General features: G+C 39.2%; 25 protein-coding genes. 4 read left to right on the plus strand and 21 right to left on the minus strand.

Features of this window, described 5'->3' with window-relative positions; all coding sequences use genetic code 11:
* The first annotated feature begins 36 nt into the window (after positions 1–36).
* Entirely contained in the window at positions 37–1,878 is a 1,842-nt protein-coding gene (locus tag DXB58_RS09885) for a DUF3987 domain-containing protein (RefSeq protein ID WP_122136665.1), read from the plus strand.
* A 181-nt stretch (positions 1,879–2,059) separates the two neighbouring features.
* Here DXB58_RS09885 and DXB58_RS09890 read toward each other — a convergent pair whose 3' ends face one another.
* The gene (locus tag DXB58_RS09890; RefSeq protein WP_004295574.1) at positions 2,060–2,278 is read right to left on the minus strand and encodes a DUF4248 domain-containing protein; all 219 of its coding nucleotides are present in this window, start codon (positions 2,276–2,278) and stop codon (positions 2,060–2,062) included.
* A 219-nt stretch (positions 2,279–2,497) separates the two neighbouring features.
* Between DXB58_RS09890 and DXB58_RS09895 the strand changes: the two genes are divergently transcribed.
* From DXB58_RS09895 to DXB58_RS09900, 3 genes are all read left to right on the plus strand, one after another.
* Positions 2,498–2,986: a DNA-binding protein gene (locus DXB58_RS09895; protein ID WP_004303576.1), complete on the plus strand. Its 489-nt coding sequence runs from the start codon at positions 2,498–2,500 to the stop codon at positions 2,984–2,986.
* Positions 2,987–3,173: 187 nt separating this feature from the next.
* Entirely contained in the window at positions 3,174–3,281 is a 108-nt protein-coding gene (locus DXB58_RS27700) for a smalltalk protein (RefSeq protein WP_004317947.1), read from the plus strand.
* A 4-nt stretch (positions 3,282–3,285) separates the two neighbouring features.
* Positions 3,286–3,714: an N-acetylmuramoyl-L-alanine amidase gene (locus DXB58_RS09900; protein ID WP_122136666.1), complete on the plus strand. Its 429-nt coding sequence runs from the start codon at positions 3,286–3,288 to the stop codon at positions 3,712–3,714.
* Between the two features lie 284 nt (positions 3,715–3,998).
* Here the strand turns inward: DXB58_RS09900 and DXB58_RS09905 are convergent, their stop codons facing one another.
* From DXB58_RS09905 to DXB58_RS10000, 20 genes are all read right to left on the minus strand, one after another.
* Positions 3,999–4,436, minus strand: a complete 438-nt coding sequence (locus DXB58_RS09905) for a WbuC family cupin fold metalloprotein (RefSeq protein ID WP_122136693.1) — start codon at positions 4,434–4,436, stop codon at positions 3,999–4,001.
* Between the two features lie 100 nt (positions 4,437–4,536).
* Positions 4,537–5,214, minus strand: coding sequence for a PIG-L deacetylase family protein (locus DXB58_RS09910; RefSeq protein ID WP_118023961.1), 678 nt, complete (start codon positions 5,212–5,214; stop codon positions 4,537–4,539).
* An 86-nt stretch (positions 5,215–5,300) separates the two neighbouring features.
* Entirely contained in the window at positions 5,301–5,963 is a 663-nt protein-coding gene (locus tag DXB58_RS09915; RefSeq protein WP_118029674.1) for a sugar transferase, read from the minus strand.
* 60 nt (positions 5,964–6,023) lie between these two features.
* Positions 6,024–6,899, minus strand: coding sequence for an NAD-dependent epimerase/dehydratase family protein (locus tag DXB58_RS09920; protein ID WP_118029675.1), 876 nt, complete (start codon positions 6,897–6,899; stop codon positions 6,024–6,026).
* A 4-nt stretch (positions 6,900–6,903) separates the two neighbouring features.
* Positions 6,904–7,512 (minus strand): DapH/DapD/GlmU-related protein, encoded by a 609-nt coding sequence (locus tag DXB58_RS09925; RefSeq protein WP_118029676.1) that lies wholly within the window; start codon positions 7,510–7,512, stop codon positions 6,904–6,906.
* Positions 7,513–7,522: 10 nt separating this feature from the next.
* Positions 7,523–8,698 (minus strand): glycosyltransferase family 4 protein, encoded by a 1,176-nt coding sequence (locus DXB58_RS09930; RefSeq protein WP_233527270.1) that lies wholly within the window; start codon positions 8,696–8,698, stop codon positions 7,523–7,525.
* A 61-nt stretch (positions 8,699–8,759) separates the two neighbouring features.
* Positions 8,760–9,740 carry a hypothetical protein gene (locus DXB58_RS09935; RefSeq protein ID WP_118029678.1) on the minus strand — a complete coding sequence of 327 codons (981 nt, stop codon included), beginning with the start codon at positions 9,738–9,740 and terminating at the stop codon, positions 8,760–8,762.
* Positions 9,741–10,194: 454 nt separating this feature from the next.
* Positions 10,195–11,001, minus strand: a complete 807-nt coding sequence (locus tag DXB58_RS09940; protein ID WP_118029679.1) for a glycosyltransferase family 2 protein — start codon at positions 10,999–11,001, stop codon at positions 10,195–10,197.
* Positions 10,998–11,669, minus strand: a complete 672-nt coding sequence (locus DXB58_RS09945; RefSeq protein ID WP_118029680.1) for a DUF1919 domain-containing protein — start codon at positions 11,667–11,669, stop codon at positions 10,998–11,000. The genes DXB58_RS09940 and DXB58_RS09945 overlap by 4 nt, the downstream gene beginning before the upstream one ends.
* Before the next feature lie 6 nt (positions 11,670–11,675).
* The gene (locus DXB58_RS09950; protein ID WP_118029681.1) at positions 11,676–12,857 is read right to left on the minus strand and encodes a glycosyltransferase family 4 protein; all 1,182 of its coding nucleotides are present in this window, start codon (positions 12,855–12,857) and stop codon (positions 11,676–11,678) included.
* Between the two features lie 5 nt (positions 12,858–12,862).
* Entirely contained in the window at positions 12,863–13,948 is a 1,086-nt protein-coding gene (locus DXB58_RS09955) for an acyltransferase (protein WP_122136667.1), read from the minus strand.
* The gene (locus DXB58_RS09960; protein ID WP_118029683.1) at positions 13,948–15,069 is read right to left on the minus strand and encodes an EpsG family protein; all 1,122 of its coding nucleotides are present in this window, start codon (positions 15,067–15,069) and stop codon (positions 13,948–13,950) included. Before DXB58_RS09960 ends, DXB58_RS09955 begins: the two co-directional genes overlap by 1 nt.
* Positions 15,066–16,187, minus strand: coding sequence for a glycosyltransferase (locus tag DXB58_RS09965; protein ID WP_118029684.1), 1,122 nt, complete (start codon positions 16,185–16,187; stop codon positions 15,066–15,068). The genes DXB58_RS09960 and DXB58_RS09965 overlap by 4 nt, the downstream gene beginning before the upstream one ends.
* 4 nt (positions 16,188–16,191) lie before the next feature.
* Complete coding sequence (gene glf, locus DXB58_RS09970; protein ID WP_122136668.1) at positions 16,192–17,316, minus strand: UDP-galactopyranose mutase; 1,125 nt, start codon at positions 17,314–17,316, stop codon at positions 16,192–16,194.
* Positions 17,317–17,347: 31 nt separating this feature from the next.
* The gene (locus DXB58_RS09975; protein WP_118029686.1) at positions 17,348–18,799 is read right to left on the minus strand and encodes a flippase; all 1,452 of its coding nucleotides are present in this window, start codon (positions 18,797–18,799) and stop codon (positions 17,348–17,350) included.
* 268 nt (positions 18,800–19,067) lie between these two features.
* A complete protein-coding gene (gene wecB / locus DXB58_RS09980; RefSeq protein WP_118029687.1) occupies positions 19,068–20,255 on the minus strand; it encodes a non-hydrolyzing UDP-N-acetylglucosamine 2-epimerase in 1,188 nt (395 codons plus the stop codon).
* Between the two features lies 1 nt (position 20,256).
* Positions 20,257–21,462, minus strand: a complete 1,206-nt coding sequence (locus tag DXB58_RS09985; RefSeq protein ID WP_118029688.1) for an NAD-dependent epimerase/dehydratase family protein — start codon at positions 21,460–21,462, stop codon at positions 20,257–20,259.
* Between the two features lie 7 nt (positions 21,463–21,469).
* Positions 21,470–22,519, minus strand: a complete 1,050-nt coding sequence (locus DXB58_RS09990; RefSeq protein WP_004309247.1) for a polysaccharide biosynthesis protein — start codon at positions 22,517–22,519, stop codon at positions 21,470–21,472.
* Between the two features lie 12 nt (positions 22,520–22,531).
* Positions 22,532–23,596, minus strand: a complete 1,065-nt coding sequence (locus DXB58_RS09995) for an NAD-dependent epimerase/dehydratase family protein (protein ID WP_118029689.1) — start codon at positions 23,594–23,596, stop codon at positions 22,532–22,534.
* Between the two features lie 2 nt (positions 23,597–23,598).
* Positions 23,599–24,918, minus strand: a complete 1,320-nt coding sequence (locus DXB58_RS10000; RefSeq protein ID WP_118029690.1) for a UDP binding domain-containing protein — start codon at positions 24,916–24,918, stop codon at positions 23,599–23,601.
* Positions 24,919–24,934: the final 16 nt, after the last annotated feature.

Consider the following 24,934-nt stretch of genomic DNA (forward strand, 5'->3'; position numbering starts at 1 on the left):
GAGAATAATTAAACATTATTTTATAAAAATCAAAACATGACCGATATTGAATCTTTATGCCGTCTCACCGAAGCAGTCGAAGCGGCAGGAGCGGACATTGCTCCCACCTATCTTGAATACGTACAATTGTCATTCGCCATCGCAACGGATTGCGGTGAAGCAGGACGTGACTTTTTCCATCGCCTGTGCCGGGTGTCTCCCAAGTATCAGCGCGAACATGCCGAACGGGTATTCTCCAACGCACTCCACACCCAACGTGGAGAAGTGCACTTGGGCACCGCTTTCCACCTGGCCGAAGCGACGGGAGTAAGCATCTGCATAGAAGAAATGCCCAAACATCCCACAGGTACAAAAGGTACAGCAGGTACAGCACGCAAATTTCCCACACACACGGGCGCGTGTAATAAGGTGGGAAATGACAATATCTCCGATGATAAAGAAGGGGAAGAAGAACTATTACCGGGCAGTGAACCGCAACATCAATTGCCCACTTTTCCGGAAAACGACTGGCCGGAATTTTTGCAACGTATCATAAAAGCCGGGAGCAGCCCAATACAACACGACATCATGTTATTGGGAGCGCTCACTGCCCTGGGTGCTTGTATGTCGCGCCACGTGCGATGCCTATATGGCGGCAAATACCATCACCCCAGCCTCCAATGTTTCGTAGTGGCTCCTTCGGCCTCCGGCAAAGGTATCCTTTCCTACATCCGCTTACTCGTGGAACCTATCCACGACGAGATCCGCAAAGAAGTGGCCATACAGATGAAAGCATACAAAAAAGAGAAAACCGAGTACGATGCAATGGGAAAAGAACGAACCAAAAAGGAGGCTCCACAAATGCCCCCTAACAGGATGTTCCTCATTTCGGGCAACAACACCGGTACGGGTATCCTACAAAACATCATGGACTCCGACGGAACCGGACTTATCTGCGAAGCGGAAGCGGACACTCTTTCCACCGCCATCGGATCGGACCACGGTCATTGGAGCGACACCCTACGCAAAGCGTTCGACCACGACCGCTTGTCCTACAACCGCCGCACCGACCAGGAATACCGGGAAGTGAAGAAAAGCTATCTTTCCGTTCTGATTTCGGGTACGCCGTCGCAGGTGCAAACTTTCATTCCGACGGCAGAAGACGGATCATACTCCCGCCAATTATATTATTACATGTGCGGAATCAGTAAATGGATCAGCCAATTTATGGACAACGAGATAGATTGGGAGGAGATATTCACCGCTATGGGACTGGAATGGAAAGAAAAGTTGAGCGTGATAAAAGCGCACGGCATTCATACCCTGCAACTCACAGATGAACAAAAAGAAGAAATCGACACCGTCTTTTCCGACTTGTTTGAACGCTCCAGTGTAGCTAATGGAAGGGAAATGTATAGTTTTGTGGCACGTCTGGCCGTCAATCTATGCAGAATCATGTCGGAAGTAGCTGTATTGCGTGCCCTCGAAAGCCCGCAGCCCTACGACTTCAAGACCTCTCCCACCTCTCCTTTCACACCGGACAAGGAGATTCCTGCGGACAACCGCAAAGATGACATCATCACTCGTTGGGATGTATCCATTTCACAGGAAGACTTTCATGCTGTGCTTAGTCTTGCGGCACCTCTCTACTGTCATGCCACGCATATTCTATCGTTCCTCCCCAATACAGAAATCAGCCACCGTCCTAATGCCGATCGTGATTATCTCTTCCAGAAACTGGGTGATGAATTTACTCGTACACAGTTACTGGAAGAAGCAGTTGCCATGGGAATTAAGGAAAACACAGCCCTCACTTGGCTGAAGCGTCTCACCAAACACGGAAAATTAATCAGTATGGACGGTAAAGGGTTGTATGCGCGTGCGTGTGTGTATGAGTGAACCGGAAAAAGTGTACCTACTGTACCCGTTTTATTTACGGATGCAGTAGTCATTTCAATTACCACATCCGTTTTGACTGAAACAATCGTTTGTCCTGCATAAAGCATCGCTTTAGGAGGTGTAAAGCTAAGCTTTATACATCGTAAAGCGGTGCTTTATACACCATAAAGCGACGCTTTATTTAAGGCTCTCCTAAAGCATCCACAATAACTCTCACCTCCAACGGTGTGAATGAGCGTCGCTTTGATTCGTAGCCTAAGTCGTACAGGCGTTGCAGAAGTCCGGGGCACAAAGAGATCCATTTCTTCATCTTTCGATAGGCAGCGATGTCAGTTAGTTGCGGAGAATAGAGTTGCGCCAGTTCCATGCGCCCGTAAGCACGTATTTTAAATTCACTCATGATGGATATATTTCTGATTTACTGTTACAAAAATAACAAAAAACGACTATATAACCAACGTTTTTCCATTGAATAACCGACTATAATGACAAATAACCGACCGCTACCAGACACAACCGTGCACAGCTGATTTCCGGGAGATCCGGAGTAGTATTTTTGTATCGTCGAAAGGGAAAAGAATCCCCGGACAATATGTTTAACCCTTTAATTTATTGTTTTATGATTCGTTACAAAATTTATCAGAACCAGCAGAAGAAAGGCTTGAATGCGGGTAAGTGGTTCGCCCGTGCAGTAAGCGACGAGACGTTTGATTTGGCAAAGCTTGCCGAACATATGTCGAAGCACAATTCACCGTATTCCGGTGGTGTCATCAAAGGTGTGCTTTCGGATATGGTAGATTGCATCAAGGAATTGTTGCTAGACGGCAAGTGTGTGAAAATTGATGATCTTGCCATTTTTGGTGTGGGTATTCGCAGTAAGGCAGCCGATACGCTGGAAGAGTTTTCGTTGGAAAAGAATATTAGCGGCATGCGTCTGAAAGCCCGTGCCACCGGTAATCTGTCGACCAATAATCTGAAACTCGATAGCCAGTTGAAGCAGCAGGCGGAATATCAGAAACCGACAACTGCCGGAGGAGGTTCTGATTCGGGTGACAACCCTGATCCGAAACCGGATGGAGGTGGTGAAGCGCCTGACCCGGCTGCCTAAAAGATTCACCACTGACTACACAGATTTCCACAGATTATATTGAATTGGTAGTTGCTAAAGTAGTCGATTATTTATCTGTGTGAGTCTGTGTAGATCTGTGGTAAACCTATGGTAAACCTACAGTAAATCTGTGGTAAATCTGTGGTAAAAGAAAACTATTATTAATTTATTTAAAACCTGTTATTGTATGAGTAAATCATCATCTCCCCGCTCTGTATGGAGCTTAGTCCTCAAAATCATTATCACTGTAGCCACCGCCATCGGAGGTGTGTTCGGAATACAAAGTTGCATGTAATCCCATGCGGACTATTACATTAATTATCATTCATTGCAGTGCCACGCCGGAAGGAAAGTCCCTTTCGGCGGAGGCTTGCCGACAGGATCATATCTTGCACCGTGGTTTCCGTGATATTGGCTATCATTTCTACATCACTCGTGATGGGGAGATTCACCGGGGACGCGCTTTAGAAAAGATTGGAGCACACTGCCGTAATCATAACACCCATTCGATAGGTGTTTGTTATGAGGGAGGACTGGATGCGAACGGGAAACCGAAAGATACGCGTACACTGGAGCAAAAAGGAGCTTTGCTTGCCTTGTTGAGGGAGTTGAAAAGACAGTTTCCGAAAGCACTGGTCGTGGGACACCGGGACTTGAATCCGATGAAAGGATGTCCGTGCTTTGATGCGGTGAAAGAGTATTCTCAAGTAATTTCTTGTCAAAAGTAGCTCCTTTTAGATTTCCACCACGGCTTATTGTATAAAAAAATATCAACGATCTTCACAGACAGTTGGTATTTTTGGAAATCATATTAGTGTTAACACTAATATGAAGAGCGAGATTAGGACAATACCACTATATTGCTCCTAATCTACTAAATGTAGGGATTTATGTTTGTCACATGAATCTAGGGACCTACATTTTTCCATCTCATTGTAAATATTCAATTATAACATAACGTATTAAAAAGCACTTTCAGTACTTCCTATTCATTTCATCTGTTTTTCATCGTTTAACGAGCATAAGCTCCATCTTTAGCCTCAAAGATAACAGATGGTTCAATCACTTCCACAGTATGCCATGCACCCTTAGGTATCTGACAACCATACTTGGTTTCTGTAGGATTGAGATGGATACGCTGTACTTCTCGATACTCAACCTTACGAGCTACATCTTGTACATTCACCCCCTTCTGAAAATCATCCGTATCCTTCTCATACGAAACTACTTCCTCATAAATTACTTCATCCAACTTACCACACAGGCAGATTACTGTTTCGGTAGTATCTTCATGTCGATGAATGGGCACAACTGTACCCGGAAGTAACGCGTTAAGCATTCGCTGACTGGTATCTGCAGGTGAGGTACGCAAATCGAAGTTCTGACGTAAACGTGGATTCTCTTTAGCTTCTGCAAAGAGAGCTTCAAGTAATTGTTTATTTATTTCCATACTATACATTCAATTATTGAGCATCTTCTTTACCCTTCCAGGAACAAAGAGGTAAGAACAAAACGCCCATAGACCTCTCATAAACTCCATAAACCACACATTAATATCTTCTCAGTACAACTTGAAATGCTTCAGCATACTTACATCCCCACTGACTGCCTCGCATTGCCGCTAATCCCTCAATATATTCATTGCTACGAGGATGAGGGTAAGGCCGCATAACACCACGGTACATTGCCAATGCCTTGCACTTGGCTTCCACACCTTCCATACCCACCTCAACATAACAGTTAGGACGAAACAAGTTCATGGCATCATTAATAGCCCATTCACTACATGAAGGCACTTCCATATACCAAAATTCTTTCACTGGCTTCACACTTGGCTGACGTTGGAACAAACGGATAGCTTCCTGGCAAGCCATTGAAGTCTGCAAATGATCATTGTTGGTATCAGCTGGATGATGAGTAATAATAATATCTGGTTCACTTTCACGAATAGCACTCTCAATGAACTGTACCAACTTCAAATGAGGCACTGTGTTCATCTCAATATTCGGGAACGTTGCTTCATACTTTTTACTTACACCGATAAAGTTTGTAGCTGCATCCGTATCGTCTTCCAATTCAGCATCAGAAGGACGGAACGCACGAGCCTTTGCCTCTGTACACATTATTGCCACATTGACTTCATCACCTCCATGTGACCATTTCCACATAGATGCACCTGCCCCCAGGACTTCGTCATCGGGATGTGCTACTACTAATAAATATTTCATTGCATTTGTTTTTATTTTATTTTCTTCTGCTTACACTAAACTCTAACACCATTGATCATCATTCATCTGATCGGTACTGTATTCGTTCATTTATCCATTGTCATCTTTGCATCCTCAACAAACTCATTCAACATCCAAGTGCATTCTTTACCACACACTGCATAGAGTATGCAAACGACAGTATATACTATCATCTTTAAATCGTAGAATATGCCAGCCTTTTGGACATACGTATATTCTAATTCACGACGTGTAGGATATACCTTTTCCATATACTCTTTCTCATCTGTGATCTGATCACCATAGATAAAGTCATAAAGTGCTGCCGGTCCGCTCAATCCTACCGGCACTTTTGCCGCCTCATTCCATTTTCCATAACGAAACATACCAAATTGGTCTTGTGCTACCGGACGTGGCCCAATTATTGACATAGTGCCATTTAAAATATTCAACAACTGCGGTAATTCGTCAATCTTCACTTTGCGAATAAAATGACCGAACGGAAATATACGATCCTCGTCGGGTCTTAAAGAAGCCTCTGTAGCAGCTTTTACCACTCGCATAGAACGAAATTTATACATTTTGAATGGTTTGTTATTCTTGCCAATACGATGAGCTGTATAGAATACCGGTCCCCAGTCGGAAATCAAAATTCCGATAATGCCGACTATCCATAAAGGTGATGTACCAATGATGCCTATCAAGGCACAGATAAAATCAAATATCCGCTTGATTACTTTGTAAAACATTGTCTTTATCTTCAATTATGATTCTATTCAATATATAAGCCATTCCAGCATTGCTCATACTCATTTCATACTTTTTCTAGGTTCAATACCTTCAAAAGAATCTTTTAAATCTTTCACATGATAATCAAAATCATATTTACTCATCTCCATGTCATATGTACTATTTGAGAACATTTTTCCCAAAGCACGCACATGGTTTCCAAACAACAAAATCAACCAATTGAATATCGAAGTAATCCAAATCTTATGATTGTACTTTTCCGCAAAATAGCGAACGATTTCTACTGTATCAGCATATTCCTTATTTTGAGGATAGAATGTTCCTTGACATTCATGCAAAATGGCCTGACGTATAAATTCGCATAGACTATCTACAAAAAGCATACTCCTCTTGTTGTGCCAAGCAGGGAATACAGGAGCTTTTACACCCAACCAGGCCAATCTAGGAAAATTACCTTTGCATCCCGGCCCATAAATCATAGGAGGACGAAGAATACACACTTTAAACGTTGGGCAATCAAGTTCTCGTATGCCTTTCTCGCCCTGTAGCTTTGAGTCTCCATAAAAACCATTAGGTGCTGGCACCGTATCCTTATGAATTTTCTTACCATCCAATGTTTTTACCTCTTTATACACAATCATACTACTCATGTGTATAAATTGCTTCACACCTGCTATTTTTGCAGTTCTGGCAATATCAATCACCATATCGCGGTTTATAGCGTAGTACAAAGGTCCTTCACCTTTTGCAGCTTTAACATGAGCAATACCTGCTACATTATAAACAACATCATATTTACTGAAGTCAGCATTCTTCCAGTTATCATTGATTGTGTCTACTGCATCCACTTGAAATTCTTCTGGATATTGTTGTAACCATTTCTCCACTTTCGTGCCTACATAGCTACCAGCACCTGTTATCAAAACTTTTTTCATTATCCTATTCTTGGAACGTCGTTATATTAGAACTCTCTCGCAACGCAAACTCTTTTACTACCTTTGCCGGTGATCCAATAGCAACTGTGTAGGCTGGAACATCTTTCAATACCATAGAACGAGCACCGATAACAGCTCCGTCACCAATATTCACTCCAGGCATAATCATACTTTCCATTCCTATCATAACCCCTTTACCTATATGAATTTCCCCTAACCGATACCCACATTTTGCCGCATTATCACCTACATGATAATTCTTCAAGTTTCGTTGATGACATAACAATCTACACCCTGCCGTAACATGTGCATAGTCACCTATATAAATTAGGTTGGCATGATTTAAATCTACTCGTACATAATCACCGATAAAAACATTCTTACCTATATGACATCCTATTCTTCTCAATAACCAAGGTCTGAGTTTACGCGGACATATGGGTGCGAGTATCGGCCAATCCATCATTTTTTCCAGCCGTTTGCGATATATATTGCCAAAAGTCTGTTTTATAACTCGTCGTAGGCTTACTTGCCCGTATTCTTCTTCCGAATAATTGAATCCAAGAGCACGAAGCATCTTATATGTAGCACTTAACTTCTTTTGTTCTTCCATTATTAATTATTTATTTAACTCCGATTATCTTTTCAAGATTGTCTATACACATATCTATACGATAGTTCTTTTCATAATAGTTACGTCCATTTTGCCCCATCCGCTCAAATGCAACTTTATCAGCCAAAACCTTCTCACGGATAACTTTTATCAAAGCTTCTGAATTACCTGCAGGTACTGCATATCCACAATGAGCTTCTTCTATGATGTCTACTCCCCCATAACCGATCATTGCTAACACAGGACGACCTGCAGACATGTAGCTTTGCAGACGTGCAGGCACCACAGCTTCTAAATGAGCGAAACCTGCTCTGAGTGTTACTAGCATAGCATCCGCCTCTCTCATAAACGCAGGCATTGCCTTGAACGGGAATTGACCTAAACAAACCGCCTTATCCTCCATACCATTTTCTTTAATGAAGTTCTCAAGCCATTCCTTGCGTGAGCCACCACCAACAAACACCCACTTCACTTCTGAAATATCTTTTAGTCCCAACATTACTTCTGTCACAGCCTCTAGATTCTGAGACCTACCAAGGTTTCCTGTAATCATTATCCTAAATCCATCAAACAACTGTGGTATGTCATAGACTTGTGGCATCTTCAGGATATCATCACTCCAATTCGGAAAATAGATAATTTTATCAGCAAAATCACCTTTTGCTGCAATCGGTTCATAAAACCGTCTACTTGTAATAAGAATCTTATCCGTCTGCCTGTATATGCCCCGTACCAATTTATCTATAAATCCAAGCAACCTTTTATTCTTCACGCCGCCACCCGACATCATCGCATCAGGCCACAAGTCCATAATCCAATAGTAAAAAGGTGTCTTTCTCAACTTTCTAAGCAGCAAAGCCGGGTAAGCCTGGAAAATGGGCGAAGGTTCATGCCCGATAATGCAGTCATATTTTTTTCTCCATGCAAAGAAGAACAGCACCCACAAGCAACCGCTTATCACATATGAAAAATAATTTATTGGTAATCGCCAACCGCCTCTACCTCTGGGAGTCTGAAAGCAACGGTAAACATTTACTTTTCCTTTCCGATTGTCATCAGAACAATCAATCACTTCACACCGCTTGCTAAACAAGCCATATCCTTTAAAATATTTCCCTTCCGGATAATTGGGAATGCCTACTAAGGCATCTACATGATGTCCACGTCTTGCCAATTCAAACGCCAAATCATTACTCTTAAATACTTCTGGGTAGAAGTATTGCGTCACTAACAATATTCTCATTATTTTATATCTCTATGTACGAAGATTCGTTATCAAGCCCTTTCAATGCTCTTCCTGAAAACCACAGTTTACCATTATGATAGGCATTCTGCGGAAACTCAAATGTACTGAACTGAAATATTGCCGGCCAACAATCCTTTTTTGCTTTTATCACTTCTTGCCAATGCTGTCCATCTTTCGTTACCCAAATATGCGAGAAACGATCTTTGTTCACCTTTGACGGTTCAATAGTAGTTGCAAGATAAGCCACGTCTCCTGTTTGTCCTCCTTTAATAGCAGAGCCTTGGATTTTAGCAAGAGAGATTATCTCAAATGTATCTCGGTTTATCCTACGTATCTCATTCTCCAAATACTGCGAATCAGTGGCATATACTATAAAATCTTTGTAGAAGAACAGTTGGCAACTTCTGTATTCCTGCCCACCTCTCAGCACTTGATAAAATGTCTGAAATTCATCATCCGTATAACCAATTATACATTCATTTTCCCTATCGCCAGTCAGTACCCATACACGCTGAGTATACTTGTCATAAAACAATCCATGCACATGATTAATGTTTCCTTTTGGAAAGGTATAAACCACCTGCCATGATTCACCATTATCCACAGATACATATATGTTTACAGCCTCCTTTTCTATGTTTTGAAAATATTCTCCAAAGAATATATGTCCATTAGGTAACACACATAAATTCAAAGGTTTCGAACCACGAAGAATAGTAAAAACCTTTTTAAAATTACCACCAACAGGTAAACTTTTAAACAAACCTTTCTTTGCAATAGCCATTATGCCACCATCATGCAATTCAAACACTCCTGTGATCTCTGCGCGAAAAAAACGACGGGTAAATTTAAATTGTGATAACAAAGCATATTTTTTGTCGTTTATAAATCCTATTTTTTCTGTTTGCTTAAAAAGATTATAACCTTTTGAATGAATTTCAAAATCGTTTCCAACAAGCAAAACTTTTCCTTTAGTTTCCATTTCGTGTCTCCTTCTGTCTATTTTTAAACCATTCCGTTCGCATATCACACTTCCTATTTGGAGCAGGATTTACTTCTTACACTTTTACCATTATAAGAATCAGTACACAGTTCTTTCTCTGATTCAACACTTTTCTTCGTCGGCATCCTTTAATCCGGAGTAATAGGCTCTTGCAGAATACATCACATTCAAACATTTTTCAAAACTTACGCCTTCCTTTTGAGTAATACATCTGAACCCTGGTTTAAATTCTTTGTCCTCTTCATCAAACTATAAATCGTCATACAAATTCAACATGATAGAGGCTGCACCATTGTTTGTACAGAGCCAAAAAGGAAATTCACATCCTTAAAATTGAAAAATTCTCATACTTTGTATTTACGACAATTCTATACTTTATCAAAATCATTGCTTCCTTGCAGAAAATCAGTTGGTTATTTTCGTTTATGCATTCTCATTTGCCACCCTTTCTTTGATAATACTTAAACATTAATGATTTTGGTATCAAATTCGTAAGTGCCGGCTTCAACACATATATATAACACCATAACGGTAGATGGTTACGACGATAAGCATCCCAACGAATCCACATAAGGTCTATTACCCGTTTCCAATTGCGTGTCCGAGACATCATGCGTTCATCCATAGTATAATTATATAGATACTCCTGCATATTGTACAGTTTCATTCCTACACCCAAGACTTTCATAACAAGATGATAGTCTTGACTTCGCATCGTATGCTTATTGACAGTATAAAAACCCACTTTTTCCAGCTGATCTTTACGCATCATCCATGAAGGATGCATATATAAGCCACCTTTCACTTGATCCAAGGCTGTTGGTAATTCTTTTATTGGATTTTTTACTTCGTGTCCATCAGAGAAAATATTATTCCAACAAGTACCAACGATTGCATATTCTGGATGCTCACATACGAAAGGATACTGCAACTCAAATCGGTTCAATGCAGACGTATCATCTGCATCTTGTCGAGCCAAAATATTTGATTGGGCTATTTCAATGCATCGATTTAGAGAGTAAGCCAATCCTTTGCTTTCTTCATTACGAAGGATTACGATACGTTTGTCCTGCATTTGATACTCTTTTAAAAGAATAAATGTATCATCCGTGCTTCCATCATCACAAATAATAAATTCAAAATCTCTAAATGTTTGATTGAGTATAGAAGGTATACAGGTATGCAAATCCCTACCTCCATTCCTCACACTCATTATTACAGTTATTTTTGGCATATTCATTGATACTTTTTGTAGTTACTTTTTTGCAATAGCCAACGAGTCAGGTTTATATAACGTCTGAAGTGTGTCGTATCATCAAGAACACCATCCGCATTTTCAAATTCTTTGAAGATTATTTGTGATTTCAGTCCGTAATCTTTATGCGTAAAAACTATTTTTTTATTTGTAGGCAGTTGGTCGAATGCTTTAAGATATTCTTCCTTGCATTCATTTTGCTCAGACATTTTAAAGAAGATATTGTTCCAATATATACGCGCCTTACGCCTTCTCCATTTTTCAGAGGCTTCTTCAGATGTCTTATAGTGTAGGAATATCACTTCAATGTCATCAAACACTCCAATGGGGCATATAATATTTTTTCCTCCACGTTGTTCAAGGATTTTTCTATAACGAGATTCTTTGAATGTAATAAACTTAGGGGTTATTGAGAGATAATATTTTAGATTATATATAAACTTAATATAATCTTTACTGAACATATATAGTCCAATTGTAGGTGAATTGTAACCTATCGAATACCAGCGATATAAATGTCCTCCCCAACAGTTATTAGATATAATAGTGAACTTATCTTTATCTGCTTTTTCTAGGACTTTTCTACGGAGTGGTCCCAAATAGGGATTTGTCTCTTCACGAAACTTAATTTGAATTGATTGTAATAACGACATAAGATATTAACTATTGTAAATTGTGTCTAGATATTTTAAATAAGAATCAACAAATACCTTATCTGTAAAATTCTGCTCATAAATATTCTTATTTAGTTTACCGAGAGTACTTCTCGTCTCTAATGACATTGTTGATATTTTATTTATAATATTTACAGCATCTTCAATCGTATCATATAAGAATATGCCAGATTCTTCAAATCGCTCAAAATATTTATTACCACCAGTTCTACTAGCAACAACGATTTTACCCAAAGAAAGGACTTCAAGCATTACTATATCAAAGTAAGTTTCAAAGTTCGGCAACACAAAAATATCAGATGCAGCAATATAAGAATGAGCATCGTTAGTCCAACCGACTTCTATCCATTGTGGATGTTTATATCTAGTCAAAGGTGCTTCCTTTCCTCCGACTATAATCCACATATTACTGTTTTGATTCAATATACATTCGCCTATACGTTTCAATTTATCATATCCCTTCACGCAATTATGTCGCCCCATATATGAAATCACAAATGCATCTTCAGAGATAGACAATTCTTCTCGTACAGCCTGTTGTTTACGCTTAGGAATAGAGGCAGGAATGCCTGTTGGAATATAAACAAATTTCTTTATATTTTTCGCCTTTATTTCTTTATACGCAGACCAATTATTATAATAGGGTTCCTCTGCCTCCTTACATGGGAAATGTATGATATCCGCATGACAAAAAGCATATTCATCCATTTCTATCAATCTTTTGTACAACTTAGAAAAAACAATTTTCTCAAATTTTGTCAAATAATTATCCCAAATCTCTTTTGACAAAGGTTCTGGAGAATGAGAAGTTAACATCACTATTCCTTTATAGCTCTCAAGCGACTGTTTTGCTTCCATAATATCTATTGTTTTATGAAAATGAACTATATCATATTCTGACAAGTCAACTTTACTAACCCCTCCAATAGTCAAAAGTTTCGAATATCGCTTATACCGTGCATATATACGATATATTGGTTGAAGAAGGGTATACAATAATGGGAGTTTTGTAATTTTTTCCCTGTGTGTGTTTTCTTTAGAAACTGGCAGAAAATGAATTTTGTCATTATTACGCAATTTCAGCTGTTGATAAATATAGTAACCAACAGCATATGGTCCACCTTTAGGGGCTAAAAGGTTCTCTTCTAAATAAATCAGTACTTTCATAATTATTATCGTCCTCCAAGTATTTTATAAAGTGGATATGACATTTCTCGAATAAGTTTTCCAATAACAACACATATACAAATTGTAATCATTGGACTTAAAATATAATCTATGAGAGCTACCCATTCTGAATGGGGCAATTTGATATAGAAAGCCTTTTGTACACATTCCAACAAGAATGGATGAATAGCAAAGATAAAAAATGAATAATCGAATATATTTATATTTGATTTATGCTTATCAGAAAAACTTGAAATAAAAAAAAGGATTGAACATATCGAAATGATATTAAAGAGAAAATTCAGACTGTATAAATACCAATCTTTATATTCCGCATGATTGATACTCCAAATAACCTGAGAGACAATGAAGCACAACAAGGCTATGATTTTTGCTTTCTTCCTGTCCAATTTAGATGGCGGAATTATCTCGTATATCGACAAAAAGCCCCCAAAAATGAAATACGCTAACATATCTGGATAGATTCCGATCATCATTGTATTCTCTGATAGATTTGGAAGTTCCAGATAACCAATGCTATATACAACAGCCAATATTAATATTGTTAACAATGATACATACATATTTTTTAGTATTAAGAGCAAACACGGACCGAGGAAGAAAACATAAAGTATCAATTGGTAAACGAACCACATTATGTAATTTTGTTTATAAAAAAACAAAGCACCCACCAGAGACTTACAGTCAAATTCTACGACAGCTGTTGAATTTAATGTATCAGCAATCATAGGTACATGTGTTATGATGTAGAACAAGAGAAAATATATAGCATTCCAAATAATAAAGGGAACACATAAAGAAGATACTCTTCTCTTCAATTTTTCCTTTAAGTTTGCAAAAGTCAAGGTTCTAAAGTAGAGATAACCACTTATTGCAAAAAAGAGAGGCACAGCTATATGTGCAAGGTTCTGAGAAACAATATCTTCTATCCATAATGTGGACGAATGGATACCTAAGTTATAGATAAGCCCATAGTTTTGGGCATTATATGAATGAATGTAAACAATAAGACATGTTAATACGAATTTCAACGGCGATAGCCATGAAAGAAAAATTTTATCTTTATTCATTATCTATCAAAAATAGAGTAATAAGGGAGAAAATCTTCCCACTGATAATTAAATATGAGATTAATAGACCAGACGTAATATACAACAATAGCGAGTGTAACAAACACGCGCGTAAACTGTGATGACAACTTAGGTGCATATGACATCAAAATAGGTCCTGCAAAAACAAAATAGTAATGTATGCGGGAAAAAACGGGCGACATAATACCAATAATCTTAGCAATAATGAGCAATATTACTACCCACGTTAAGACTACATTATTTTCTCCTAGTTGATTCAAATTCTTTCTAAAAAACAATGCATACAATAGTATTGGAAAAAGAAATATTATTTCGCGAAGATTCTTGATCGTGTCACTTTCTTCATACATCGAATAACCATCGCGTAAGGCACTTAACGTGGTAAATGCACCTCCTACAAGCTGATCATAATAACTAAAAAACAATACGGTACCAATAATTATTAAACAATTTTTCCATGAAAAAAAATAATCGTTATCGGAATGCAAGAAATATAACACGAAAAAGACAAGTGCCGTGTAGTGAAAACATACGGCAAACAACCAAATTAGCAAGAACTTCAGGAACTTCCTTTCCTTAATTGAGCCTATTGTGGTAGTAAGAATAGCTACTGCTATGAATTGCCGAATGACAGTAAAAGACATAAAGTACATGTTTACTGCTATATATCCCATAATGCAAAGAACATAACTATTAGAATACTTATATATGCTTCTCCACATAAAGCAACCCGTAAGCATCGCTGTCACAAAGAGCAAAACCTGATAATCATCAAACCATGTTTTGCATAAATAACATAATAGAGCATAACCTGGTTCATAATATGTAAAGACGTTGGACAATTGCGTCATAGCGTTGAATTGATTTAAATAATTGTCATTATCCAATCCAACATTTAAGCGGAATGCCGATGGAAGCCACATAGCAAAGCACGAAATAGCCATCAAGATTTTAGCTTGTCTCGAATTGTCATTTATCGAAGTATCTATATCATTATTTCTAATTAATTCAACTCTTTTTTGGGCAAAATAGGCAAACAATAAAGATACCAATATGCTACAAATAATTATAGATAAACCTGTTGTATTTATAGGAATCATAACGAATTCAAATACAGCATTTCTACTTGTTTGGCAATAGATCCAATCTCATATTTCTTAGATGAGAACTTCTCAAATAGCATTTGAGAATCGAAGACTTGCAAACTATTCAATTCGTATATTGACGTTACCCATTTACTAACACTCTCAGTAAGAGACAATGTCAAGACCTTAGATGCTCCCACTACACCTTCTTGCGTAATTGTATCAGAAATAACACATGGGAGACCAACAGCTTGTGCTTCCATAAGTGAGACCGGTAGACCTTCGAAAAAAGAAGGAAGACAAAATACATCCATTGCATTATATAACATATCTACATCCTTCCTACTTCCTGTCAATAAAAATTTATCCATAAGACATTGTTTCTTTATGCTATCCTCAATATTTCTCTTTTCCTCACCATCACCAACAAGAAGAAATTTTAATTTATTCATACCAGTCCTATCCTCTATGGCAAGTCGAAGAAAAAAGTGGATATTCTTAACTGATGCAAATCTTGCAATATCACCTACAACAATATCATCATCAGCAAAACCCAATTGTCGTCTTATTGCAGATTTCTTATTTGAATCGTATGGATAAAACACATTCAGATCAACTGCATTATTTATAATAATAAAAGGCTTGCTCCCATAAATATATTGACCTGCCATTCGTCCACAAGCAAGACGTTGATAAGACTTATTTTGAATATACTTCTTTAATATGTATTCCAAACACTTATGGAGTGGTATGTGATTAAGAGCAGGATCTTGAGTGTTATGTACATGATAAAACACTTTAACGCCTTCTTTTCTTACAGCCATAGCAGTTACTGCACCCATATGAATAGAATGTATATGTGCATACATATATGGACCATTTTCACGAATAATCCTACGTATGCTTGTAACATATTGTCCAATCCCCTTTTCTCGCATTTGGGGAATATAAAATATCCTCCCCCCCATGGACTCTATTTCGTCATCGAGAGGTCCACGCGAATTTCTTGGGACACAAAAGTCAAACTGAATCTTTGTCTTATCAATATTTCTATACAAATTCATTACTACTGATCCCACACCTCCAAAGAGCATTGCGCCTGGGAACTGTAATATACGAATCGGTTTTCTCATAATATTAAATAATTGATAGTTTTAAAACTTGCTCTATTACAGGAGCCATATCAAAATACTTATACAGACCGAGACGACCTCCGAAGATAACATCTTCCTCCTTTTCTGCCAGCTTACGATATTCCTCTGCAAGGGCATTGTTGCGATCATCATTTACAGGATAGTAAGGTTCCATTCCTTCCTCGTACTCTGTAGAATATTCCTCTGAAACAACAGTCTTAGGACAATCATAGACCTCCTTTCCAAACATCTCGAAATGCTTATGCTCAATAATGCGAGTATAGGGCTTATTATGGCTGGGGTAGTTCACCACAGCATTGCCCTGATAATTAGGGATATCTTCCACACGAGTCTTAAAACTGACGGTACGCCAATCAAGCTTACCCAACTTATAATCAAAATACTCATCTAAAGCCCCCGTGTAAACGAGCCTATCTGCATACTTCCTCCAATTCTGATATTCCGAATGAAAAAAGTCCACACCTGTCTTGCAATCAATACCTTCAAGCAGTCCTTCTATCAACTTGTTGTAGCCTCCAACAGGAATACCTTGATACTTATCATTAAAATAATTATTGTCGAACATCATACGTACGGGCAATCGCTTTATGATAAATGAGGGAAGCTCCTTACAATTTCGTCCCCATTGCTTTTCGGTATATTCCTTAATGAGTTTCTCGAATATATCCTTACCTACAAGCGTCAGTGCCTGTTCTTCCAGATTCTGCGGTTCTCTGCCATCAAGAGCAGCTACAGCCTCAGCCTTTTGTTCATCAATCTTTGACTGCGCCTCTTTGGGAGTGGTCACGCCCCACATTTGATAAAATGTGTTCATATTGAAAGGTAAGTTGTAAAGTTCTCCCTTATAGTTTGCAACAGGACAGTTGATGTAGCGATTGAACTCCACGATAGAGTTCACAAAATTCCACACGTCCCTGTTATTGGTGTGGAATATGTGCGCACCATACTTATGTACATTTATACCCTCGATGTTCTCGCAATATACATTGCCACCGAACTGTGGGCGTTTATCAATTACGAGCACCTTCTTGCCTGCTTGTTTGGCTCTGTATGCGAATGTGGCCCCGTAAAGTCCAGAACCAACAATCAGATAATTGTAACGCATCATATATATATTATTTCTATTGTCACAAATGTTATTATTTTGAATGAGATAATTTATTCGAAACGATAATTACAGCTTCATTATGAAGAAGTTTACCTAAAAAAGCATAGGTCAATAAACCCGTGATTGTAATTATTATAACTTCAAAATAGAGGTTCATATTTAGCATTTTCAAAAGAATCATAATACCCAACATAGCCACCGCCGGTACTGCAATACTACACACAGTATTTGACGAATACTTTAACGGAACGTATTTGGAAACATAATGCAATTGATAAAGCGAAACGGCAGCCTCTGCTGTCACAGAAGCAAGGGCAGCACCATTGTGTCCCATAGGTCCAATTAAGATGAGATTTAGGGTAATGTTTACAAGCGCAGCAATAATAGTCGAATATAATACGATCTTTTCTTTTCCTAAGGAAATAAGTATCTGGTATCCCATAAAATTACTGATAGCAACTGTAATAACGGATAATGACAGAATCTGCATTGAAGTCACTGATGGAAGATATGCAGATCCAAATAATACTAATACAAAATTTGGTGCCAAGACTGCAAGAATAATCGCGGCAGGAACGGACATTGACATAAGTAATCGAAGTCCCATTATTGAAAGATTATTAAAATCATCAATTCGTTTCTGTCCAATATAATAATTTAATCTAGGAAGAAAAACAGCACAAACTGCAGCTATCATAGTCCGCGTAATCTCTACAGCTTTTGCAGAATTAGAGAAATAGGCAACAATCTCGTCTCCCTTAAAAACACTTAGAAAAGTGGTTGCACACAATGTGTATACTTCAATAGCAATAGAAGCTGCAAGCAAAATTAATATAGGTCTTACATGTCTTTGAATGCACAATTCTCTAAATGTAATATCTACATATTTGTGCATATGGGCTATATTAAAGACAAAATTTGCTACAAGGCTCAATGCTGTTATCAGTGCATATATAATATAATCTGATGTATCATGAACAAAGATAAAAACGGAAGCTAATGCAACTAGCTTAACAAATAAGCTTCTGAACATTATGTAACGATACTCCTCAAAACCCTGATATAACCAGTCAATATTAAAAATATTCGCAAATAACTGTATACCTACAACAAATGATACTGCTAACTTAGAGCAAAAGAAGTCAACTGAAAACAACATCATTACATAGAATATCGAACAAAGCAAAGTGCTTATTGCATTAATAATAAAGAGTTCTGAGAATACTTTACTACATTCTTTCTTGTTATCACGAAATTCTGCAATTTTCTTGACACCATAAATTGGTAGACCCAGCGATGCTAAAATCACGAAATATGCAATGATATTTTGTGCTGAAGCTACCTTACCCACACCTGTTGGTAGTAATACACGAGAAACGTACATTATAGAAACCAAAGGAAATAGTACATTCAGACATTTATATACTACATTGTAAAAAGCATTTTTAACTAATGATTTTTCCGTCATATGTTTTCTTTTCATCAATCTGAACTTCTATACATTTTTTTACGGGTATCTTTAAAACACTATAAAATATTTTGTAAGGTACTTTGTTATTTACCCAAAATGATTGGAGCGATTCTCCACGAGGCATAACTTCGATTTGGTACTTGAATAAAATCTTTCGAAATCTTCACTGTTATACATAAGAATTTAGTTTGCAGTGAAAATGTACCTTTTAAAAGAGAGCCCTAATTTGAGTACTTACCTATTAACTTCTCTACACCTTAAACATTTTAATTTACTCATCTCACTTCCTCCATACCATTTTATTCACAATCCCCACATAACTCTGAATTATCTTCACCACTTTTGTTGATACATTCTCATCTGCATAATCAGGAACAGGGATACCATACTGACCATTTTGGCAGAGTCCAACCGCTGTTTCTACAGCTTGAAGCAGTGATTTTTCGTCAATACCTGCAATAATAAAATCACCTTTATCAATTGCTTCAGGACGCTCCGTTGATGTACGAATACAAATAGCTGGGAATGGATGGCCTACACTAGTGAAAAAACTCGACTCTTCAGGCAACGTTCCCGAATCACTAACTACAGCAAAGGCATTCATCTGAAGACAATTGTAATCATGGAAGCCAAGAGGCTCATTTTGGATTACTCGTGGGTCAAGTTTGAAACCGCTTGCTGCAAGTCGATTACGCGAGCGAGGATGACAACTGTAGAGAATCGGCATATCATACTTCTCTGCCATTTTATTGATAGCTGTAAAAAGCGAAAGGAAATTTTTCTCTGTATCTATATTCTCTTCGCGATGTGCTGAAAGCAGAATGTACTTTCCTTTCTCCAAACCGAGACGCTGGTGTACATCACTGGCTTCTATTTCGGCAAGATTGTTATGGAGCACTTCCGCCATAGGAGATCCCGTAACATAGGTACGTTCTTTGGGCAAACCGCAATCGACAAGGTATCTTCTAGCGTGCTCTGAATACGCCATATTTACATCACTGATGATATCAACAATACGACGGTTGGTCTCTTCTGGGAGGCATTCATCCTTACAGCGGTTACCCGCCTCCATGTGGAAGATAGGAATGTGAAGACGTTTAGCACCAATTATACTCAAACATGAGTTGGTATCACCAAGTACAAGAACTCCGTCCGGCTTTGTCTGAGCAAAGAGTTTATATGAACAGTTGATGATATTGCCACATGTAGCTCCCAAATCATCACCTACGGCATCCATATATACTTCAGGCTCTGCCAACTTCAAATCTTTGAAAAAGATGCCATTGAGGTTGTAATCGTAATTCTGACCGGTATGAGCAAGAATCACATCGAAATACTGACGACATTTGGTGATGACAGCCGCCAAACGGATAATCTCGGGACGAGTGCCGACAACGATTATCAGCTTTAATTTACCATTATCCTTAAATTTTATATCTGAATAATCGAATTTAGGTTGTTTTTCCATATTATTTTTCTACTTTATCAAAATATGTATCCGGCTTATTAGGATTGAATACCTCATTGCAGTACATCACTGTCACCAGATCTTCCGTATCAGAAAGATTGATGATGTTATGAGTATAACCGGGAAGCATGATGACAGACTGTATTTTCTCTCCGCTCACCTCATAGTTAAGCACTTCGTCTGTTCCTTCCTTACGGAGTTGAATAAGACCACGCCCACTGACTACAATAAACTGTTCCCATTTGGTATTGTGCCAGTGTTCTCCCTTGGTTACACCCGGTTTGGAGATATTAATGCTTACTTGGCCGCAGTTCAAGGTATGTACTAGTTCTGTGAAACTGCCACGTTGATCTACATTCATTTTCAAGTCGAAGATCGCTTTTTCTTTTGGTAAGTAGCTCAAAAATGTACTGTACAGACGTTTGGCAAATGAATCAGCCGGAATTTCCGGAATCATCAGTGTCTTAGGCATTTCCGCGAATTGATGTAATAAACCCACGATTTCATCAAGCGTCACCTTATGGGTGACAGGACAATAGCAATATCTGCCGTCAGCCTCCGGATGTACATCAAGACCCTCGAACTCGCAATGATGCTCCTCTCCTTTCAGGGCATGAATCATTTCGTCCACAAGGTCATCAATGTAAAGCAGCTCAAGTTCTACACTCGGATCACTGACCTGTATAGGCAAGTCATTGGCAATGTTATTACAGAAAGTGGCTACAGCACTGTTATAGTTTGGACGGCACCACTTTCCGTAAAGGTTCGGAAAACGATAGACCAAAACTTTGACTCCTGTCTCTTTACCGTATTGTAGGAAAAGATCTTCACCCGCCTTTTTGCTACGTCCATATTCGCTGTTACCAAAACGACCGGTCAATGAGGCTTGCGCACTGGAGGAAAGCATAACGGGACAAGTGTTATGATATTTCTTCAAGGTATCAAACAATGTATTTGCAAAACCGAAGTTACCTTTCATGAATTCATCATTGTCTTTAGGGCGGTTTACCCCGGCAAGGTTGAATACGAAATCAGCTTCTTTGCACCAATTATCAAGTTGTTCCGGAGTAGAGTCAAGATCGTACTCAAATACGTCACTAATCTCCAGTTCACCATAACAACGAGCCTTACCGTCCTTGATGTTATTAAGTTGGGCGCAAAGATTCTTCCCTACAAAACCTTTGGCACCAGTTACTAATATCTTCATAATTTTATTACTGTACGAAGTTGCCCTCACCGCTCAACTCCTTCTTTATATAATCCAAAGCTGCAATCTTGGCTTTGGTTTCTTCCACGTTAAGAATTCGCGTATTGTTTGAATTGAACTCTGTAAGCGTGTTACGCTCTGTCTCACCCTCTTTGAAATACTTGTCGTAATTCAATCCGCGGTTATCTGCCGGTACACGATAGAAATTGCCCATATCCTCTGCTTTGGCGCATTCCTCATTGGTCAGCAATGTTTCATACATTTTCTCTCCATGACGAATGCCGATAACCTTAATATCTTCTTTCTTGCCGCCAAAGAGCTCACAGACAGCTTCCGCCTGAGTCCGGATGGTACAAGCCGGAGCTTTCTGAACGAGGATGTCACCATTCTGACCATGTTCGAAAGCAAACAATACGAGATCCACCGCTTCTTCCAATGACATGATGAAGCGCGTCATTTTAGGCTCAGTCAATGTTACAGGATTACCATTGCGGATCTGCTCTATCCAAAGAGGAATGACTGAACCACGAGAGCACATCACGTTGCCATAACGTGTACAACAAATCTTGGTCTTGCCGGAGTAACGGCTCTTTGCCACTGCTATCTTTTCCTCAACAGCTTTGGTGATACCCATAGCATTGATTGGATAGGCAGCCTTATCCGTGGAAAGGCAGATTACAGCACCAACACCCGCCTCAATAGCAGCCGTCAATACATTGTCAGTACCGATTACATTCGTCTTGACAGCTTCCATTGGGAAAAATTCGCAACTCGGAACCTGCTTCAAGGCAGCAGCATGGAAGATATAGTCTACTCCCGGCATAGCGTTCCTACAAGACTGGAGGTTGCGTACATCACCGATAAAGAATTTTATTTTATTTGCCACATCAGGATACTTAACCTGATATTCGTGGCGCATATCGTCCTGTTTCTTCTCGTCACGTGAAAATATACGAATTTCACCGATATCGGTACGAAGGAAACGATTCAAGACTGCATTACCGAAAGAACCTGTTCCACCGGTAATCATTAGGGTTTTACCCGCAAAAATGCTCATAGTTTTATTGTTTTATTTCTCCGTATTATAAAACTTTACATACCACTCTGCAAAGTTTCTTAGGCCATCTCTCAAACTTGTACCCGGTTTAAAAGCAAAATCCTGTTCCAATGAAGTAGTATCAGCATAAGTTACAGGCACATCACCCGGTTGCATAGGCACAAGTTCTTTATGGGAATCAAAATCATAATCTTTCGGAAGCACACCGGCACGGAGCAATTCTTCCTGAAGAATAGTAACAAATTCAAGCAGGTTCTCCGGATGACTGTTACCAATATTATATACTTTGTATGGTGGAATTGGAAGTCCGTCTTCCCCATTCTCTTTTTCCGGAGCGTGTTGTATAACACGTACTACTCCCTCCACAATATCATCCACATAGGTAAAATCACGTTTACAATTACCATAATTGAATATCTTGATAGTTTCGCCTTTTACAAGCTTGTTGGTAAACCCGAAATACGCCATATCCGGACGACCTGCAGGACCATAAACCGTAAAGAAACGCAAGCCTGTGGATGGAATATTATAAAGTTTTGAGTATGCGTGAGCCATCAACTCGTTACTCTTCTTTGTTGCTGCATAAAGGCTGACCGGGTTGTCAACCTTGTCATCAGTTGAATACGGAACTTTCTTGTTACTGCCATAGACTGATGATGAAGAAGCATAAACCAAGTGCTCCACCTCATAATGACGGCAGGCTTCAAGGATATTATAGAAACCGATAAGATTACTTTGGACATAGGCATCAGGATTGGTGATACTGTAACGGACACCTGCCTGGGCCGCAAAATTTACGACAACGGAAATTTTGTTTTCAGAGAAAATTCTTTCTATCGCATCCTTATCGGCAATCGAGGCACGGACAAAAGTCCAGTCACGGTCTAACGACTCTATTTCCTTGAGACGCTCATATTTGATATTGACATCGTAATAATCGGTGATGGAATCAATACCGATTACCCTGATATTTCGGAAATCATGGAAAAGGCGCATGACAAGGTTGCTCCCAATAAAACCGGCAACACCCGTTACAAGCACAGTCTTTCCGTCCAACTCTACATTATATGGCAACATGGTCAGTCCCTTCTAAAAATGTCACGTGTATAAACCTTGGCTTCCACATCTTCCAGACTGTTGTCAAAACGGTTGGCTATGATAGCCTTGCTCTGCACCTTGAATCCAGCAAGATCGTTAACAACCCTGCTGCCGAAAAATGTAGTCCCGTCCTCAAGCGTGGGTTCATAGATGATCACTTCCGCACCCTTCGCCTTGATACGTTTCATTATACCTTGAATGGCGGACTGGCGGAAATTGTCAGAGTTCGATTTCATGGTCAGGCGGTATACACCGATGACGCAAGTATGTTCCTTGGATGCGTCCCATTGTCCATTTCCTGTATAATAGCCTGCCTTGCGGAGCACTGCATCAGCTATATAATCCTTACGGGTTTTGTTTGATTCCACGATTGCGGACATCATGTTCTGAGGAACATCCTGATAGTTGGCAAGGAGTTGTTTGGTATCTTTCGGCAGGCAGTAACCGCCATAACCGAATGAAGGATTATTATAATGTGTCCCAATACGGGGGTCAAGGCCTACGCCCTCAATGATCGCTTTGCTGTCCAATCCCTTTATTTCAGCGTATGTATCAAGTTCGTTAAAGTAGCTGACACGGAGAGCCAGATAGGTGTTGGCGAAGAGCTTGACTGCTTCCGCTTCTTTTATGCCCATAAAGAGCGTGTCGATGTTTTCTTTGACAGCCCCTTCCTGCAAAAGGGCAGCAAATGTCCTAGCTGCTTCCTGTAACATAGTGACATCCGTGACAGACCGGATCGCCTTGTTTTCTTCAGCAAACTCCGGACCGTCAATGATCTTCGGATAACCTACGATGATACGGCTCGGATAGAGATTGTCATAAAGGGCCTTGCTTTCACGAAGGAACTCCGGTGAAAACAGCAGGTTGAACTTCTTGACTCCTTTCTGGGCATATTTTACATAAAGGTTACGGGTATAGCCCACCGGAATTGTCGATTTGATGACCATTACGGCATCGGGATTCACTTCAAGCACAAGATTGATAACTTCCTCCACACGACTCGTATCGAAATAATTCTTCACAGGATCGTAGTTTGTAGGAGCGGCTATTACCACAAAGTCGGCATCAGCATAGGCTGACCTCCCGTCCAAAGTGGCAACAAGATCAAGCGGCTTTTCAGCCAGATACTTCTCGATATAATCATCCTGGATAGGGGAAACCTTATTGTTCAGTTTCTCCACCTTTTCCGGGATTACATCCACGGCAGTTACATGATGATGTTGTGATAGCAGTGTTGCTATGCTCAGTCCCACATAGCCAGTTCCGGCTACTGCGACCCGAATCTCTTTGAAATCACGCATATTATGTTTGATTTGG

Source organism: Bacteroides sp. OM05-10AA, from assembly GCF_003439055.1.
Taxonomy (GTDB): domain Bacteria; phylum Bacteroidota; class Bacteroidia; order Bacteroidales; family Bacteroidaceae; genus Bacteroides; species Bacteroides intestinigallinarum.

Excerpts from the sequence above, each read along its gene's own strand:
- DXB58_RS09975 (WP_118029686.1), bottom strand. The coding sequence starts at position 18,799 with ATGAAAAGAAAACATATGACGGAAAAATCATTAGTTAAAAATGCTTTT.
- DXB58_RS09995 (WP_118029689.1), bottom strand. The coding sequence starts at position 23,596 with ATGTTGCCATATAATGTAGAGTTGGACGGAAAGACTGTGCTTGTAACG.
- DXB58_RS09950 (WP_118029681.1), bottom strand. The coding sequence starts at position 12,857 with ATGAAAGTACTGATTTATTTAGAAGAGAACCTTTTAGCCCCTAAAGGT.
- DXB58_RS09990 (WP_004309247.1), bottom strand. The coding sequence starts at position 22,519 with ATGAGCATTTTTGCGGGTAAAACCCTAATGATTACCGGTGGAACAGGT.
- DXB58_RS09955 (WP_122136667.1), bottom strand. The coding sequence starts at position 13,948 with ATGAATAAAGATAAAATTTTTCTTTCATGGCTATCGCCGTTGAAATTC.
- DXB58_RS09885 (WP_122136665.1), top strand. The coding sequence starts at position 37 with ATGACCGATATTGAATCTTTATGCCGTCTCACCGAAGCAGTCGAAGCG.
- DXB58_RS09915 (WP_118029674.1), bottom strand. The coding sequence starts at position 5,963 with ATGTTTTACAAAGTAATCAAGCGGATATTTGATTTTATCTGTGCCTTG.
- DXB58_RS09920 (WP_118029675.1), bottom strand. The coding sequence starts at position 6,899 with ATGAAAAAAGTTTTGATAACAGGTGCTGGTAGCTATGTAGGCACGAAA.
- DXB58_RS09985 (WP_118029688.1), bottom strand. The coding sequence starts at position 21,462 with ATGAAGATATTAGTAACTGGTGCCAAAGGTTTTGTAGGGAAGAATCTT.
- DXB58_RS27700 (WP_004317947.1), top strand. The coding sequence starts at position 3,174 with ATGAGTAAATCATCATCTCCCCGCTCTGTATGGAGCTTAGTCCTCAAA.
- DXB58_RS09890 (WP_004295574.1), bottom strand. The coding sequence starts at position 2,278 with ATGAGTGAATTTAAAATACGTGCTTACGGGCGCATGGAACTGGCGCAA.
- DXB58_RS09945 (WP_118029680.1), bottom strand. The coding sequence starts at position 11,669 with ATGTCGTTATTACAATCAATTCAAATTAAGTTTCGTGAAGAGACAAAT.
- DXB58_RS09900 (WP_122136666.1), top strand. The coding sequence starts at position 3,286 with ATGCGGACTATTACATTAATTATCATTCATTGCAGTGCCACGCCGGAA.
- DXB58_RS09895 (WP_004303576.1), top strand. The coding sequence starts at position 2,498 with ATGATTCGTTACAAAATTTATCAGAACCAGCAGAAGAAAGGCTTGAAT.
- DXB58_RS09940 (WP_118029679.1), bottom strand. The coding sequence starts at position 11,001 with ATGAATATGCCAAAAATAACTGTAATAATGAGTGTGAGGAATGGAGGT.
- glf (WP_122136668.1), bottom strand. The coding sequence starts at position 17,316 with ATGATGCGTTACAATTATCTGATTGTTGGTTCTGGACTTTACGGGGCC.
- DXB58_RS09960 (WP_118029683.1), bottom strand. The coding sequence starts at position 15,069 with ATGATTCCTATAAATACAACAGGTTTATCTATAATTATTTGTAGCATA.
- DXB58_RS09965 (WP_118029684.1), bottom strand. The coding sequence starts at position 16,187 with ATGAGAAAACCGATTCGTATATTACAGTTCCCAGGCGCAATGCTCTTT.
- DXB58_RS09935 (WP_118029678.1), bottom strand. The coding sequence starts at position 9,740 with ATGGAAACTAAAGGAAAAGTTTTGCTTGTTGGAAACGATTTTGAAATT.
- DXB58_RS09910 (WP_118023961.1), bottom strand. The coding sequence starts at position 5,214 with ATGAAATATTTATTAGTAGTAGCACATCCCGATGACGAAGTCCTGGGG.
- DXB58_RS10000 (WP_118029690.1), bottom strand. The coding sequence starts at position 24,918 with ATGCGTGATTTCAAAGAGATTCGGGTCGCAGTAGCCGGAACTGGCTAT.
- wecB (WP_118029687.1), bottom strand. The coding sequence starts at position 20,255 with ATGGAAAAACAACCTAAATTCGATTATTCAGATATAAAATTTAAGGAT.
- DXB58_RS09925 (WP_118029676.1), bottom strand. The coding sequence starts at position 7,512 with ATGGAAGAACAAAAGAAGTTAAGTGCTACATATAAGATGCTTCGTGCT.
- DXB58_RS09905 (WP_122136693.1), bottom strand. The coding sequence starts at position 4,436 with ATGGAAATAAATAAACAATTACTTGAAGCTCTCTTTGCAGAAGCTAAA.